This window comes from Colwellia sp. Bg11-12, from assembly GCF_014076955.1.
GTDB lineage: Bacteria > Pseudomonadota > Gammaproteobacteria > Enterobacterales > Alteromonadaceae > Colwellia_A.
On the sequence record NZ_JACGUZ010000086.1, the window covers coordinates 126,505 to 142,503 of the forward strand.

General features: G+C 37.3%; 15 protein-coding genes. 13 read left to right on the forward strand and 2 right to left on the reverse strand.

All coding sequences use genetic code 11. The features are described 5' to 3' along the window. Positions 1-6: 6 nt before the first annotated feature. Positions 7-1,239 (reverse strand): Xaa-Pro peptidase family protein, encoded by a 1,233-nt coding sequence (locus H4J39_RS18585; RefSeq protein ID WP_182229875.1) that lies wholly within the window; start codon positions 1,237-1,239, stop codon positions 7-9. Between the two features lie 133 nt (positions 1,240-1,372). Beyond that, the gene (locus tag H4J39_RS18590; protein WP_182229814.1) at positions 1,373-2,224 is read right to left on the reverse strand and encodes a tetratricopeptide repeat protein; all 852 of its coding nucleotides are present in this window, start codon (positions 2,222-2,224) and stop codon (positions 1,373-1,375) included. A gap of 220 nt (positions 2,225-2,444) precedes the next feature. On the opposite strand from H4J39_RS18590, the gene H4J39_RS18595 reads away from it, so the two are divergent. The 13 genes from H4J39_RS18595 to H4J39_RS18655 all read left to right on the forward strand — a co-directional run bounded on the left by H4J39_RS18595 (position 2,445) and on the right by H4J39_RS18655 (position 15,965). Then, positions 2,445-2,720, forward strand: a complete 276-nt coding sequence (locus tag H4J39_RS18595; protein WP_182229815.1) for a lipid asymmetry maintenance protein MlaB — start codon at positions 2,445-2,447, stop codon at positions 2,718-2,720. Positions 2,721-2,798: 78 nt separating this feature from the next. Beyond that, positions 2,799-3,161 carry a response regulator gene (locus H4J39_RS18600; protein ID WP_182229816.1) on the forward strand — a complete coding sequence of 121 codons (363 nt, stop codon included), beginning with the start codon at positions 2,799-2,801 and terminating at the stop codon, positions 3,159-3,161. Positions 3,162-3,166: 5 nt separating this feature from the next. After that, positions 3,167-5,296: a chemotaxis protein CheA gene (locus H4J39_RS18605; RefSeq protein WP_182229817.1), complete on the forward strand. Its 2,130-nt coding sequence runs from the start codon at positions 3,167-3,169 to the stop codon at positions 5,294-5,296. Further along, positions 5,296-5,820 carry a chemotaxis protein CheW gene (locus H4J39_RS18610; RefSeq protein ID WP_182229818.1) on the forward strand — a complete coding sequence of 175 codons (525 nt, stop codon included), beginning with the start codon at positions 5,296-5,298 and terminating at the stop codon, positions 5,818-5,820. The genes H4J39_RS18605 and H4J39_RS18610 overlap by 1 nt, the downstream gene beginning before the upstream one ends. A 15-nt stretch (positions 5,821-5,835) precedes the next feature. Continuing rightward, the gene (locus tag H4J39_RS18615) at positions 5,836-6,312 is read left to right on the forward strand and encodes a chemotaxis protein CheW (RefSeq protein WP_182229819.1); all 477 of its coding nucleotides are present in this window, start codon (positions 5,836-5,838) and stop codon (positions 6,310-6,312) included. A 114-nt stretch (positions 6,313-6,426) separates the two neighbouring features. Further along, complete coding sequence (locus H4J39_RS18620) at positions 6,427-9,069, forward strand: methyl-accepting chemotaxis protein (protein ID WP_182229820.1); 2,643 nt, start codon at positions 6,427-6,429, stop codon at positions 9,067-9,069. Between the two features lie 15 nt (positions 9,070-9,084). Further along, positions 9,085-9,927 carry a protein-glutamate O-methyltransferase CheR gene (locus H4J39_RS18625; protein ID WP_182229821.1) on the forward strand — a complete coding sequence of 281 codons (843 nt, stop codon included), beginning with the start codon at positions 9,085-9,087 and terminating at the stop codon, positions 9,925-9,927. A 27-nt stretch (positions 9,928-9,954) separates the two neighbouring features. Next, positions 9,955-10,620 carry a chemoreceptor glutamine deamidase CheD gene (gene cheD / locus H4J39_RS18630; protein ID WP_182229822.1) on the forward strand — a complete coding sequence of 222 codons (666 nt, stop codon included), beginning with the start codon at positions 9,955-9,957 and terminating at the stop codon, positions 10,618-10,620. A 31-nt stretch (positions 10,621-10,651) separates the two neighbouring features. After that, complete coding sequence (locus H4J39_RS18635; protein ID WP_182229823.1) at positions 10,652-11,737, forward strand: chemotaxis response regulator protein-glutamate methylesterase; 1,086 nt, start codon at positions 10,652-10,654, stop codon at positions 11,735-11,737. Beyond that, positions 11,727-12,914 (forward strand): methyl-accepting chemotaxis protein, encoded by a 1,188-nt coding sequence (locus tag H4J39_RS18640; RefSeq protein ID WP_182229824.1) that lies wholly within the window; start codon positions 11,727-11,729, stop codon positions 12,912-12,914. The genes H4J39_RS18635 and H4J39_RS18640 overlap by 11 nt, the downstream gene beginning before the upstream one ends. Positions 12,915-12,937: 23 nt before the next feature. Beyond that, positions 12,938-13,246 (forward strand): STAS domain-containing protein, encoded by a 309-nt coding sequence (locus tag H4J39_RS18645; RefSeq protein WP_182229825.1) that lies wholly within the window; start codon positions 12,938-12,940, stop codon positions 13,244-13,246. A gap of 9 nt (positions 13,247-13,255) precedes the next feature. Beyond that, positions 13,256-14,983, forward strand: coding sequence for a SpoIIE family protein phosphatase (locus tag H4J39_RS18650; protein ID WP_310649774.1), 1,728 nt, complete (start codon positions 13,256-13,258; stop codon positions 14,981-14,983). A gap of 58 nt (positions 14,984-15,041) precedes the next feature. Beyond that, a complete protein-coding gene (locus H4J39_RS18655) occupies positions 15,042-15,965 on the forward strand; it encodes a diguanylate cyclase (protein WP_182229827.1) in 924 nt (307 codons plus the stop codon). The last annotated feature ends 34 nt before the right edge of the window (positions 15,966-15,999 follow it).

Below are 15,999 nucleotides of genomic sequence, written 5' to 3' on the forward strand. Positions count from 1 at the left end.
TGATAACTAACCTTTGACTAACCCAAACGGATCATCAATTGAATATGAAGGCTCTGTAAACCACTTGGCGCCGTGCTCACTCATATAAAAATGATCTTCAAGGCGAATGCCAAATTCGTTCGGTAATACCAACATGGGTTCATTCGAGAAACACATTCCAATAGTAAGCGGCGTTTTATCACTACGCACTAAGTAAGGCCATTCATGAATGTCTAAACCTACACCATGGCCGGTTCTGTGAGGACAACCTGGTGTTTGATAATCGGGACCCATTTCTTGGCTTGCTAAATAGTCACGGGCTGCAATATCAACATCGCCACAAGGAACGCCAAGCTTTGCTGCATCAAAAGCACTTTTTTGTGCATTCTTTTCAAGTAGCCACATTTCACGTTGACGGGGGCTCGCTTCACCAAAAACATAGGTTCTGGTGATATCTGAGTTATACCCTTCTACATGGCAACCGGTATCAATTAACACGATGTCATTGAGTTCTAAAGTTTTAGGGCTTTTTACGCCGTGTGGGTAGGATGAATCTTCACCAAATAAAACGATACAAAAGTATGAACCAGCTGGGGCACCCACCTTTATATGTGCTTGGTTAATAAAGTCAGTGACTTCTTGAGTACTTATCCCTGGAGTTAATATTCTTGCCACCGCTTTATGAACTTCCATCGTCATATTTTTAGCGTTTTGTAATAAGGCTATTTCAAATGAAGACTTTTCACTACGACATCCAGCAGTAACTGCTTTTGCATCAATAAGTTGATAATTATTATTACTATTGTCAGCGCATTGTTTTATGCCGTCAGCAATAAAAAATGCCGTTGATTCGTCAAGCGCAATGGTTCCTGAGTTAATGCCCATATTTTTTAAGGTTTCAATAAATAATTGGTAAGGACTTTCATGTTCTTGCCAACCATTAATTTTACCTTTTATGGTCATATACTGATTTAAGGTATTTACTTCAAAGTAGGGGGTAATGTACTGGATTTCGCCTTGTTGTGGAATTATTGCTCCCACCATGCGCTCACTGGCATACCATTTAGTACCCGTAAAATAATAGAGGTTAGTACCCGCATCTAAGTAAGTCGCCTCAATATTATTAGCTTTCATTAATTGTTGGGCTTTAGCAATACGTGCTTTAAACTCGTTTGAAGATATAGGCTGAACATCAGCTGTCATATTGTTAAGTTTAGCTAGTTCAGTTGCTGCATCAGAGCCACCTACACCTATCGTCATTTTTTGCGTCATTTAATGTTCCAAAAGTCGTGTATGTATGTGTGTATTATGACACGGTTACTTTATACAATATACATATTGGGTTTAGGTTAGCTAACAAATTTATCTTTTAAAAATCACATGAATGACTATGCTATGAAATAGATAATTGCTTCGATACGGTGTAAGCCTGTTGGTAAAATTCATTATTATTTTCTTGAAAATACTTCACGCGAGCAACTGCCTGCGGTAGTGCTTGATTGGCTGCATGAATAAGCCATGCTAAACCCATTGTTTGATCTTCTTCTATCCCTTCACCTAAGAAAAATGATCGCCCCATTGCTCCCATTGATTTTGCATGACCGAGTTTTGCTGCTTGTTCAAATAATTGGAATGCTTGCTTAACATCACCCGATTGTCTTTTTAAAATGGCTTGGTCGAACAAGTTGTCATCACATTGCTCCAATGCTGAAGGGACTCCTTCTTGAATGCTTCCTCCCCTCTCATTGATATGAGTCTTTACAGTCTTTTGGTTGGTCTGTTGAAAATGACGATTAAGTTCGCTGTTATTTGACGAGAGATGCAAACCTTCAATAAATTCATTTTTTTCATCGCTTTGTATGTCTTCATCAGAAAAAATATCTTTAATATCAATATCTTTTCTTTTTTCTGTTAGCAAACAGCTCATTACCGCATCATATCGACTGTTAAGCTGCTCTATTGTTTGTTGCTGCTTCGCCATTTGCGCTTTGTAATAACTTACGTCATCAGTTAATTGCTTAATTTGTGTGTTTTGTTGGTCGAGATGCTTTTGATGAGACGACTTAAGGTTATCAATCGTCGATTGATTGGCTTGGTCAATTCTTAATTGTTGGCTGTGGCTATATTCTTCGAATCGTTGTAAGACGCTTTGAACGTTCTGCTCGTAGTTGTTTTTCATTTTTTCAAACCAGCGAAAAATTTGGCTAGGCACTTTTTGATTATCTTCTGGCATTAACGTTCTCAAAATATATCCTTTTTTTAACCATAATAATTGTAAACAGGGAAAGCAATATATTCATTAAAAAACCTTACTTTATTTATGTGAATTTTAAATTCAATTCTAAAATAGGTTGTAAACACCTAAAAAATAGTGAATTTATTATCAAAATAAACTTGCAGTTAATTTTTTTTGTCTTATCTTTATTCTTAGGTTATCTATTTTGTTTAACATTATAAGGGATTAAATGTTCAAATTACCCGCTCAGTTAACTATTGCTCAAGTTGATGATTGTAAAACCCAGCTACTGTTAGAAATTGATCAAAATGATGAGATCAATTTTGATGACAGTGAGGTCACTCATATCGATACAGTAGGCGTTCAGCTACTGTTAGCTGCAGTGACTTATATTGCTTCACAAAACAAAGCGCTTAACTGGCGTTCCACTTCTTCTGTTATCCAAGAAAGCGTTAAGCAGCTAGGGCTTAACGAAGCTATTTTAAATCAATATATTAATGCTTAATCTTAACTTTTTAATGACCTACCATAAGATATTGATTAAGCCTTTGCCGTTTATATTTACCCTAAAAAGGAAAGACCTATGACCCAAGTGTTGGTTGTTGACGACTCTAACTCTATTCGCGATATGGTTAGTTTCACATTGAAAAGTGCAGGTTATGAAACCGTTGAAGCAAAAGATGGTCAAGATGGCCTCAATAAAGCGCAAAGTGGAACGTTTGACCTTGTTATTTCAGATGTAAATATGCCCATCATGGACGGTATTACACTCTGCCAAGAGTTGCGCAAGTTACCTACCTTTAAATTCACCCCGATTTTAATGTTAACCACAGAAAGCTCGGGTGATATGAAAATGCGCGGCAAAGCTGCTGGCGCCACTGGTTGGTTAGTCAAACCTTTTAACCCTGAAAAATTATTAGCAACCATTAAACGGGTTGTTAGGTAGCTATTATGAGCGTTGATCTCTCGCAATTTATTCCCAGTTTTTTAGAAGAAAGTTTTGAAGGCCTCGAATTAATGGAATCGAGCTTGCTCAATTTAGAGCAAGGTGATGATGAAACAATTAATTCAATCTTTCGTGCTGCCCACTCAATCAAAGGCGGGGCGGGGACGTTTGGTTTTAATCAGGTAACAGAATTCACGCATTTAGTGGAAACTCTGCTTGATGAAATGCGTGATGGTCGTCGCAAAATAGACGCCGATGATGTTGAATTACTTTTAGAGTCAGTTGATTGCATGCGCTTGTTGATTGAAGCCATCAGAGATGAAAGCGAGTGCAACAGTGAAAAAATAGCTGAAAACTCTCGGTTATTACAGCAAACATTAGCGTCAAGTGGAAGTGTCATTAGTGAAGCGGTAACAATAAATGCTGATGATACGGCGACTGAAAATAATAATGATATGACAACGTGGCAAATCAAGTTCATTCCTGAGCATCACTTAGTACAAACAGGTAATGACCCGTTATTACTTTTCAATGCTTTAGCTGATTTAGGTGAAATTACTGTCGTAGCAAATGCTAAAGAACTACCCGCACTTAATGATATTGATGCAGAAGAACTTTATTTAAGTTGGCATTTAACGCTGCGTTCAAACGCGAGTGAAGATGATATTAAAGAAGTCTTTGAATGGGTTGAAGACGAATGTGAACTTATTCTGACTAAAGAAGATAAAATGAAACTCAGCGAAATAAGTGCTGATGTATCAAGTACTGAAGATGTGTGTGACGAATCAACCGCAAGTGAGCTTTGTGTCTCTTCATCAAAAGTAGAAACAAATACTCCCGAACCTTCACAAAAAAATAATGTAGATAAGCCTGCAGGCAAGTCTAAAAATGACTTAGGTTCTATTCGAGTAGGTGTTGATAAAGTTGATAGTTTAATCAACTTAGTAGGTGAACTTGTCATTACTCAATCGATGTTGTCTGAGTTAGGTAATGATTTTGACTTATCAAAAGTTGAACGCCTTAACGCGGGTTTAGAGCAACTCCTGCAAAATACAAAAGAATTACAAGAAAGTGTCATGCGTATTCGTATGTTGCCTATTAGTTTTGCTTTTAATCGTTTTCCAAGACTTGTTCATGACTTATCTAAAAAAACAGGAAAAGAAATTGAGCTTATTCTTAAAGGTGAGCAAACAGAACTCGATAAAACTGTGATGGAACAAATTGGCGATCCCCTTGTACACTTAGTACGTAATGCTGTTGATCATGGTATTGAATCTGCACAAGTTCGATTAGCGAACGGTAAGCCTGAAAAGGGCACAATTATACTTGATGCCTATCATCAAGGTGGCAGTATTGTTATTGAAATCAGTGACGATGGTGGTGGCATTGACCGCCAAGCTGTTTTTAATAAAGCACTTGAAAAAGGTCTGGTTGATGAAAGTACGACGTTAACTGATAGTCAAGTTTTTGATTTGATCTTCGAACCTGGTTTCTCTACTGCAAAAGAACTCAGTGATATCTCAGGCCGTGGCGTCGGTATGGATGTCGTTAAAAAGAACATTCAATCGCTAGGGGGGCGAATACAAGTTGAGTCTGAGCAAGGAAAAGGCAGTACTTTTCGCGTGAATTTACCACTTACGTTGGCCATTCTTGATGGCCAGCTAGTCCGGGTTGGCAGGGAAGTTTATATTATTCCATTAATCACGATTGTAGAATCTTTACAGCCACAAAAAGCACTCATTAATCGTGTTTCAGGTGACATGTTACTTTACCGACTTAGGGAAGACAACGTTCCCGTTATCCCTATTTATCAGTTATTTAACATTCCTTGTGAATTTGAACACATTGAACGTTGTTTACTGGTTGTTGTAGAAGCTGATGGACAAAAAATTGGTTTGATGGTCGATGACTTACTCGCCCAGCAGCAAGTTGTTATTAAAAGTTTAAATGATAATTATCAGCAGGTTGAAGGTGTTTCTGGTGCAACAATTCTTGGTGATGGTTCTGTTGCGATGATACTTGACGTGCCAGGTATTATTGCTATGGCACTATCAAGAGCTCAAAGTAATCAACAACACCAGTCGAGTGTCCAGCCTCATGTTACCCCGTCAATATCTGCAGGAGTGATCTCTTAATGGATATTCAAATGTTAGCAGATGAAGTACCTGTTGAAGGGGAGTACTCCCTAGAAGGTATTGACTTTATAACCAGTGGTGAACAATACCTCACTTTTTTATTAGCTGATGAGCAATACGCGGTTGATATCTTATGTGTTGAAGAAATTCGTAGTTGGGAAAACCCAACGCGTATCCCTAATTCACCTTGTTACATAAAAGGTGTGATCAACATGCGCGGTATTATTGTGCCTATTGTTGATTTACGGATGAAATTCAATATTGGTGAAGCGAGTTATTGCGAAACAACAGTGGTGATTGTTTTAACAGTAGAGACTGAAAATAAAACCAGAACGATAGGTTTTGTTGTTGATGCCGTCTCTGACGTGCTTAATGTTGAAGCCAATGAAATAAAACCTGCACCTGCTTTTGGTGGTTGTGTACCACAAAATTATCTTGACGGTTTAGTCAATGTTGGTGAAAACGTGGTCACCTTACTTAATGTAAATACCTTACAAGAAATTGAAAAACATCAGTTAATTTAAATAAAGGAAGATAACATGGAACAAGAACAAGAGTATCTCACCTTTATTTTAAATGGCGAAGAATATGGTGTCGACATTTTGTGTGTACAAGAAATACGCGTTTGGAGTTCTGTTACCGAACTGCCAAACAAGCCAAATTATATAAAGGGTGTGATTAACTTACGCGGCATTATTGTGCCGATAATTGATTTACGTCAGCGTTTTGGGCAAGAGCCACTCGCCTATAACGAGCAAACTGTCACCATTATTTTGCGTAATCAAAATAGTCAAAAAACAATGGTGGTGGGTATTGTGGTAGATGCTGTTTCAGAAGTGTATAAGTTCGATAAAAAATCTATACGAACACCTCCTACCTTTGGTAATAAAATTGACCGCTGTTTTTTACAAGGTTTAGCCTCAATTGAGGATAGGCTTATTATTTTATTAGACAGCCATAGTTTATTAGATCAAAACGAGTTGTATCACGTAGAAAATAAAGCTGAAGAGGCTTGATTGTTTATGATTTTATTCAATGAAAACAAAGGTAAATATTGAATAAAGTTATTAAGAGACAACTAAAATATTTTTAGAGTAGATCATAGTCAGATAACTAAGAGAGTAATAACGATGACGGCGAAACAGATCAGTTTAGTTCAACAAAGTTGGCCAAACGTAGTGACGCTTTCACCTAATGTAGGCTCTTTGTTTTATCAGCAGTTATTTGCATTAAGACCTGAAATAGCCACGTTGTTTAAAGAGACAAAGAAAGACAACCAAAACTTTATCTGTTTATTAGACCGTGAAATCAGTTTATTAAAACCAATGAGTGCAACAAAAGAAAAATCACAACCACTAATAAAGACAAGTGCAGCAAAAGATTACCGAGAAGATGTTGAAACTGCACTGTTGCAAACATTAACACGAGTACTCGATAAAGCATTAAAAATAACGCTCAAAAGAGCTTGGATATCAGTAATTAAAGGTTTAGCAGAGAGCATTATTATTGAGTTAGTGCTTAATCGTATAACAACAAAAGATAAAATTAAATCGATAGGGAATGATACGACCATGGATAAAGATACCGAAATTTCAGTTGAGCAAACTAAAGAATTGCAGTTCTCAGATATGCTGGCTCAGATAGAAGCGATTAATAGAGTTCAAGCACTGATTGAATTTAATATGGACGGTACTATTATTACCGCTAATGAAAACTTTTTATCGACCTTAGGTTACAGCTTAGAAGAAGTTCAGGGTCAGCACCACAGTATGTTTGTCGACCATGAATTTAAAATAAGCGCAGAATATCGGGCTTTTTGGGAAAACTTAAATCGTGGAGAGTTTGAATCTAAAGAATATAAACGCTTAGGAAAAGGTGGCAAAGAAGTTTGGATACAAGCGTCTTATAATCCAATTCTTGATGCCGAGGGTAAACCCTATAAAGTCATTAAGTTTGCAACCGATATAACGGCTCAAAAACTAAAAAACGCAGATTTTTCAGGACAAATCGAAGCGATTAATAAAGCACAAGCCGTTATCGAATTTAATATGGATGGTACTATTATTACCGCCAATGAAAACTTTTTATCAACGTTAGGTTACAATTTAGAAGAAGTGCAAGGTCAGCACCACAGCATGTTTGTCGAACCTGATTTTAAAGCAAGTGTGGAATATCGACTATTTTGGGAAAGTTTAAATCGTGGTGAGTATGAATCAAAAGAATATAAGCGTTTAGGAAAAGGGGGGAAAGAGGTTTGGATACAAGCGTCTTATAATCCTATTTTAGATTTAAATGGTAAACCCTTTAAAGTTGTAAAATTTGCCACTGACGTAACCGCTCAAAAATTAATAAATGCCGACTTTTCTGGACAAATATCTGCCATTAGTAAGTCACAAGCGGTGATTGAATTTAATATGGACGGCACCATTATCACTGCCAATGACAATTTTTTGTCAGCGTTAGGCTACACGCTTAGTGAAATACAAGGGCAACACCATAGCTTATTTGTTGAAGCTGCCCATAAATCGAGTATTGAATATCAGCAATTTTGGCAAAAACTTAATCGTGGTGAATTCGACAGTGGCGAATATCTGCGTATAGGTAAAGGGGGTAAAGAAGTTTGGATCCAAGCGTCTTATAATCCGATTTTAGATTTAAATGGTAATACCATGAAAGTGGTTAAGTATGCATCAGACATTACCGGGCGAAAACAAGCTATTGCTCAAATTAAAGAAACCTTGATGACCTTATCTGAAGGTGACTTAACGCAATATATTGAAACAGAGTTAGTCGGTGAATTTAGTATTATTGGCACATCTATTAATGAGTTTATTGATGTGTTGAGTAATATGGTTGGGGATATACGTAGCGCATCAACGCATGTTTTTGATTCAGCGCGTGAGCTTGCTGAAGGAAATAATGAACTGAGCCACAGAACAGAATCACAAGCTTCTAGCCTTGAAGAAACCGCTTCAGCTATGGAAGAATTAACCAGTACCGTACAACAAAATGCAGAAAATGCATCAGAAGCAAGTAAATTGTCAGCCTCTGTTATGGACAAAGCGAGTAATGGTGGCGCTGTTGTTAAAAATGCTATCACCGCGATGAGTGATATTAATAAGTCGAGCAAAAAAATTGCTGATATTATTAGTGTTATTGATGAAATTGCCTTTCAAACCAATCTGTTAGCACTCAATGCCGCGGTAGAAGCTGCGAGAGCGGGCGAGCAAGGTCGTGGTTTTGCAGTGGTTGCCGCAGAGGTTCGTAACTTAGCACAACGTTCAGCAGGCGCAGCTAAAGAAATTAAAGGCTTGATAAACGACAGCGTAGAAGCAGTAGGACAAGGTACTAAGCTCGTTGATGAAACAGGGCAAACTTTTACAGAGCTTGTGAATGCTATCGAAGAAGTCAGTAAAATGATTGGCGATATTGACAGTGCCGGTAAAGAACAATCAGCGGGTATTGGCGAAGTCAGTGCAGCGGTTAGCCAGATGGATGAAATGACGCAACAAAATGCTGCATTAGTAGAAGAGGCCGCCGCTTCGAGTAAGTCAATGGAAGAACAGTCTCAAGCGCTTCTTGACCAAGTTGCTTTCTTTAATACGGGTGAAGATGACGAGCCAGAAATTAAAACGCCTGTGCGTCGTTCATCGCCAGCAAGTAGAAGGCAAACAAGCAGACAACCGTCGAGTAGACAACCCACAAGACCAGCACCTAGAGCAAGCACTGTCCGACCAAAAACAGCATCTGATCAAGAATGGGAAGAGTTCTAGGGTATATTCTAAGTGATGCAACGCGATAAAGCGTTTCAATTAAGTAACGATAACTTTAATTTTCTTTGTCAATTTGTATATGACACTGCTGGTATTGTGCTCAATGCCAGCAAAAAAGAAATGGTTTATCGACGGCTGACTCGCATTATTCGCGAACGTAAAATTTCATCTTTTACGGCTTATTGCGAATTGTTAAAGGCAAATATTGAAAAAGAGAAAGACTACTTTATCAATGCAATCACCACAAATTTAACCAGTTTTTTTCGAGAACAACATCATTTTGATTATATGTCTCAACATGAGCTACCAACGTTGATGCGAAATAATTCACCGGGCCTTAAACGACTCCGTATTTGGTCGTCGGCAAGCTCTACGGGTGAAGAGCCTTACAGTATTGCTATTACCGTACTTGAAGCAATGAAAAGTCATTTAAGTCAATGGGATGTAAAGATACTCGCGACAGACATTGATAGTAATGTCTTAGAAACGGGTAAAAAAGGTACTTATGACGAGCGACGTGTTGAAGATATACCAAGAAAATTTAAAGAAAAGTATTTTAATAAAGGTATTGGAATTAATGAAAATAAAGTAAAAGTAGCAAAACAGTTACAAGCACTTATTACCTTTAAAAAATTGAATTTATTACACGATTGGCCAATGAAAGGGCCATTCGATATTATTTTTTGTCGCAACGTTATTATCTATTTTGATAAAAAAACGCAACAAGAATTATTTGCCCGTTATTATGAAATGTTAGCGCCAGGTGGTTTACTTATTTTAGGACACAGTGAAAATTTAGGTAAATACCAAGCACATTTTGAAAGTGTCGGACGTACCATTTTTAGAAAAGCATTTTAGTCGCTCTATACAAGTGAATAAAAAACTATGGTGTTAAATCGACAGAACAACAGTCATGTTGAGCAATGTTTACAAAATTGCTTACCAGAATTTGCTCATGTAAATCATTACTGGGATAAGAACAGAAAACAAGTGATTGCTAAAATTCTTCCTGGCGAGTTTTATATGACCCGAGATAATGTCGCTATTGCAACAACTTTAGGCTCTTGTATTTCAGCCTGCATCTGGGATGAACAAAGCGGGATCGGTGGGATGAATCATTTTATGCTACCGCTTACCGACAAAGAAGCACATGAGGTCGATTGGGGGCAACGAGGTATGGCATCGGATGCTACTCGTTATGGCAACTTTGCGATGGAACATCTTATCAATATGATTTTAAAAAATGGGGGCCGAAAAATAAATTTACGAGCAAAAGTGTTTGGTGGAGGTAAAGTATTAAAGAAAATGTCTGATGTAGGGGAGAAAAATATTAGCTTTGTTTTAAAATATTTAGCTGATGAGGGCATCCCCGTAGAAAGTTCAGACTTAGGTTCTTTTTATCCACGAAAAATTTTATTTGAACCTATCAGTGGCCGAGCTTTTGTGAAAACGATTGATAATTTACATAACGATACGATTGTACGTAGAGAGATTGCTTATCGTAGTCTTATTGACCAATCACCGGTTGAAGGTGATGTCGAGTTATTTTGATCATAACGATGGGTTTTTGGAGTTTAGCTAAATGAAAACAATTAAAGTACTCATTATTGATGATTCTTCCGTTATTCGTGCGGTTATTAATGAGGTTTTAAAAGATGATCCTGAAATTGAAGTTGTCGGAGAAGCTAAAGATCCTATTATTGCCCGAGAGCTAATTAAAAAGTTAAAACCTGATGTACTGACTTTAGATATTGAAATGCCAAAGATGGACGGTATTACTTTTTTAAAAAATTTAATGCGACTGCATCCCATGCCAGTAGTGATGTTATCAACACTAACCACCAAAGGTGCGGATATAACATTAGAAGCCCTAGAACTAGGCGCTATTGATTTTATTGCAAAACCGAGTTTTGAAGAACTTATTACAAGTAAATCTAACTTCAAAGAAACGTTATTAAGAAAAATAAAATTTGCCGCTACGGTTAATAACAAGACATATCAGCTCAACAGTGCCATATCAAAATCTTCACATGCTAGCGTTGCACCTTTTAAAGGGAGTCAACGTGCAAACCATTTAGTGGCCATTGGCGCTTCAACGGGCGGTACTGAAGCAATAAAAGCGATTATAACGGCTTTACCCAGCAATTCGCCCCCTATCGTTATTACTTTACATATCCCTGAAACATTCAGTGCGAGATATGCTGAACGTATGAATGGTTGCTGTGCTGTTAATGTTCAAGAAGCAAGGCATGGACAAAAAATTAAAGAGGGAAATGTTTATATTTCACCTGGAAATATGCACCTTAAAGTAGAAAGTAAAGGGGGGGCATTATTTTGTATCCTAGAAGATTCTCCTCATGTGAATAGACATAAACCTGCCGTTGACGTTTTATTTAACGCGTTAGTGCCTATTGCTAACAATGTACAAGCCATTTTATTAACGGGAATGGGGCAAGATGGGGCAAAAGGGTTATTAAATTTAAAAAATTCGGGTGCAATGACTATAATTCAAGATAAAGCGAGTAGTTTAATTTGGGGGATGCCAGGAAGTGCTCATGCGTTAAATGCACAGGTAAAAGAGTGTTCACTCTTAAATATACCCAAGGCAATATTAGATTACGCCGCACTTGATAGAAACAGTATGAAAGAGGTGTTGTATGATAAGTAAGCAAATGCAATTGTTGAGAGCTGGGCTGCTTATTGTTGGCTTAGTACTTATAGACCTTTTGTTTTTTCAGATAAGTTATTTATCAACGACCCTGACATTATTACTGTCAATTATTTTAATTTTATTATATCGCTACTCTATACTTTCAGAAATTACCTCTGGCGAAAGTTGTCTTGATGATAGTCAACAAACGCATGACAAAGAAATTAAACTCACCTTAACAAAAATAGCAAATTTACTCTCCCAACAAATGGAAATTGTTGATACCGAAGTTGATAGAGCAAGTGTCTTAATAGAAGAGGCTACTACGGGAATCTCAGATAGCTTTAAATATTTAAAAAGTTTAAGTGATGAACAACAAGACATGCTTAATGCGGCGATTGGTAATCGCCAGGGAACTTTGGATGAGGAAGGAACCACCATCGAGTCTTTTGTTCATGATTCAAGTGAGACCTTAGATACTTTTGTACAGGTTATTATAACCACGAGTAAACAAAGTTTAGAGGCGATGTCATTTACTGAAGATATGAGTAAGCAGCTTGAAGGTATTTTTAGCTTATTAGGACAAGTTGAAAGTTTAGCAAGCCAAACAAACTTATTGGCGCTTAATGCCGCTATAGAAGCCGCGAGAGCCGGGGATGCAGGACGAGGCTTTGCTGTTGTAGCGAGTGAAGTTAGGGCATTGTCGTTTAATTCTACAGAGCTTAATAATGATATTCGTGAAGAGATATCGTCTGCGCAAACTATTATTGAAAAACTCAAAAATTCAGTTCAGGTAATGGCTTCGGCAGATATGACAGCAACACTTGAAGCTAAAAGTAGAGTGAGCACGATGGTTGAACACGTGGGTGAATCTAATAGTAAAACCAATGCTATTATTAAAGAACTCGCTGGACTATCTCCCAAAATTGCTGAAACAGTCGCTATAGGTGTACGTTCATTGCAGTTTGAAGATTTAACTCGTCAAGCCCTTTTATCACTAAAAAGTAATACTCGAACTATTTCAGCACTTAACCAAACTCTTGTAGGATTTGAAATCAGTAAAGGTAATACTTACCAAGAATTACAAGCTTTACAGCATCAATGCCAAGCGTTTATTGAGCAATCTCAATACGACAATAAGCGAAGAAGTGTATCCCAGTCATCTATGGATGAAGGTGATGTTGAGTTATTTTGATTTTTTAAATACTAGGAACAACTATGAATGTTAAAAAGAAAGTATCCGAAGATAAAAAAAATATAGAAATTAGTATCGATGGCAGGTTTGATTTTTCATTACATCAAAATTTTCGCGATGCCTATATAAATTGTAAAGAAAAAAATGCGGTGTTCACAATATGTCTATTAAATACGACTTACATGGACAGCTCAGCTTTGGGCATGATTTTATTACTTAAAGATCATGCAGAAAACTATTCAGGAAAAGTGGTTATTAGTAAACCCAGCGAAGCCGTTAATAAGATTTTAGAGATAGCCCAATTCCACCGTTTATTGTCAATAGAACTCTAGGGTATGACAGTGTTAGCTGAAAAAAGTGATATTAAATTAGCGTTAGTCGTTGATGACTCTGCCATGCAATGCAAGGTATTAAGTGTCTTATTAAAAGAAGAAGGTTATCGCGTTTTTACAGCTAATGACGGTGCTCGAGGTGTTGAAATGTATGTTAAATACAAGCCTGACTTAGTATTAATGGACATTAATATGCCTGTTATGGATGGCTATGAAGCAGCAAGGAAAATTAAAGGCTTATCTCAAGATAATAGTCTCTGCCCGCTTATTTTTATTACGAGTATGGATACAGATAAAGCCTTTATTGAGTGTATAGATGCAGGGGGAGATGGCATTTTGGTGCGGCCATTTTCACCTGATGTTTTTAAAGCGAAAATAAAATCAATTCAACGTATTAGTGACTTGTACGCCCAAGTTAAAATTTTGCAACAAGAGCAACAAAAAGACGCTGAACTTGCTGAGCAATTAATGTCAGGTGTGATTGAAGCAAGAAATTTTTCGCTTGACCGAATTGGCATTATTAAACAACCCGCCGCGTTATTTAGTGGGGATATACAACTTACCGCTTTAGCACCCAATGGCGATGTTAATGTCATGCTAGGGGATTTTACAGGTCACGGTTTACGCTCATCTATTGGCGCTATTCCTTTAGCTGAAACATTCCGGGCAATGACCAAGAAAGGTTTTTTGTTATTTGAAATTATTAATCAAATTAACCATCAACTTTATGATTTACTCCCTGCAGATTTATTTTTAGCGGCTGGCTTTGCAAGTATTTCTAGTCACGATGCATCAGTTTATGCTTTTAATGCCGGTTTACCCGATGCCTATTTATTTTCTGAACAAGGAACAATTAAACATAAAATATCATCAAGTCATCCACCATTAGGTGTTCTTCCTAAGCTCTTACCTGATAGCCAATTAACTATTTATAGTATTGAAGAAACCGATCGAATTATTTTGATCAGTGACGGTATTGTCGAAGCGAGGAATGAGCAGGGTGAAATGTTTGATTTTGAGCGATTTGAGCAGGCGGCAATACAGGGAGTAATGACGCATAACGTTAGTGAATGTGTACTCAAAGCGGTTAATGATTTTTGCCAAACCATGCCACAAGAAGATGACATATCATTGATTGATATTCCTTGTGGCGGTTGGCAGCAAGTACTTGTTGCCAGTCAAGGGATTAGTAACATTTCAGCCCAGCAGCTTGACGATATTTACTTAGCAACAGATCCCGCGTGGCATTGGCAGTTAACATTGAGTGGTAAGCGCTTAGCCTCTATAAATCCTATTCCTATGGCAATGAATCAAATAAATGAAATAGAAGGGCATGCAGAGCATTGGCAAAGTTTATATAGCATACTCACTGAATTATTTATTAATGCCCTTGACCATGGTGTCTTAGGTTTAAGCTCTAAATTAAAAGCCAGTGCAGAAGGTTTTTCTCAATATTATAAAGAACGAGAACTACGTTTGACAAATTTAGAACATGGCTTTATTGAGTTACAAATAAGTCATTATCCTTTTCCAAATGGGGGGCGGATCATGATTAAAATACATGATAGTGGTCAAGGATTTGATATCAAAAAATACTATGAGAATAGAGTAAATAAGCGAGAAAATAAACTACAGCTTAGTGGGCGGGGTATTGAACTTGTAGAGCAACTTTGTGACAGTTTACACTTTCAAGAAAAGGGAGAAGTTGTCGAAGCATCTTATGTTTGGGCATCCTAATCGCATGAATACTTTGATTAAGTATCAATGATTAAGTATCAATGAATAAGGTATTAATTTGAATATTTTAGTTGTAGATGACAATAAATTTATTAGAGAAGTCGTTAGTGCAATGATCATTGACAGTGGCCATGTTGCGGTTACCGCGAATGGACATGAGCAAGCCATGGCGGCGCTAAAAAAAGAAAGCATAGACTTGGTGCTTATGGATATAGAAATGCCAGAAGTTGATGGCTTCGCTTTAACCAAGATGATGAGAAAGGAATATCCTCAATGGTTCCCCATTATTTTCCTTAGCTCTAATGACAGCGAAGACTATTTAACTAAAGGTATCGACGCTGGTGCTGATGACTATTTAACGAAACCAATAAAACAAGTTATTTTAAGCGCTAAAATAAGAGCGATGGAACGTATTGCCAAAATGAAAGGGGCACTTGAACGAGCCAATAAACAATTAGAAATTCTGAGTAGTATTGACCCATTAACACATATTCTTAATAGAAGAGGTTTAGAGGAAGTGTTAGCAAGTGCTTGGCAAAATAATGAACGTCAACAGGGAGAATTATCAATATTGATGATAGATATTGATTTTTTCAAGCCCTATAACGATAACTATGGTCATCCACAAGGTGACAAGTGTTTAGTGCAGGTTGCCGATACGTTCAATGAAACACTTAATCGGTCAACTGATTCATTAGCACGTTATGGGGGAGAGGAGTTCATGGTTGTTCTTCCTTTTACGCCTGTTGATGGTGCAAGATTTAAAGCAAAAGAATTAAGCCTCGCACTGCGAAGTAAAAAAATAAAACACCAATATTCATCAGTATTTCCTTATGTGACCGTGAGTATAGGTATTGCTACATCGACAGCTACAGATCACCTAGCTAATGCTGATGAATTAATAAAACAAGCTGATATTGCTTTGTACCAAGCAAAAGAGCAAGGGCGCAACTGCTGCCAAGTCTTTCAAAAAGATGCCTAACATTTATTTTTAAAAGCTAAAATCTCATAAAAAA

Coding starts and splice junctions, on each gene's coding strand:
- cheD (WP_182229822.1), top strand. CDS start 9,955: ATGGTGTTAAATCGACAGAACAACAGTCATGTTGAGCAATGTTTACAA.
- H4J39_RS18625 (WP_182229821.1), top strand. CDS start 9,085: ATGCAACGCGATAAAGCGTTTCAATTAAGTAACGATAACTTTAATTTT.
- H4J39_RS18645 (WP_182229825.1), top strand. CDS start 12,938: ATGAATGTTAAAAAGAAAGTATCCGAAGATAAAAAAAATATAGAAATT.
- H4J39_RS18610 (WP_182229818.1), top strand. CDS start 5,296: ATGGATATTCAAATGTTAGCAGATGAAGTACCTGTTGAAGGGGAGTAC.
- H4J39_RS18635 (WP_182229823.1), top strand. CDS start 10,652: ATGAAAACAATTAAAGTACTCATTATTGATGATTCTTCCGTTATTCGT.
- H4J39_RS18605 (WP_182229817.1), top strand. CDS start 3,167: ATGAGCGTTGATCTCTCGCAATTTATTCCCAGTTTTTTAGAAGAAAGT.
- H4J39_RS18600 (WP_182229816.1), top strand. CDS start 2,799: ATGACCCAAGTGTTGGTTGTTGACGACTCTAACTCTATTCGCGATATG.
- H4J39_RS18615 (WP_182229819.1), top strand. CDS start 5,836: ATGGAACAAGAACAAGAGTATCTCACCTTTATTTTAAATGGCGAAGAA.
- H4J39_RS18640 (WP_182229824.1), top strand. CDS start 11,727: ATGATAAGTAAGCAAATGCAATTGTTGAGAGCTGGGCTGCTTATTGTT.
- H4J39_RS18620 (WP_182229820.1), top strand. CDS start 6,427: ATGACGGCGAAACAGATCAGTTTAGTTCAACAAAGTTGGCCAAACGTA.
- H4J39_RS18585 (WP_182229875.1), bottom strand. CDS start 1,239: ATGACGATAGGTGTAGGTGGCTCTGATGCAGCAACTGAACTAGCTAAA.
- H4J39_RS18595 (WP_182229815.1), top strand. CDS start 2,445: ATGTTCAAATTACCCGCTCAGTTAACTATTGCTCAAGTTGATGATTGT.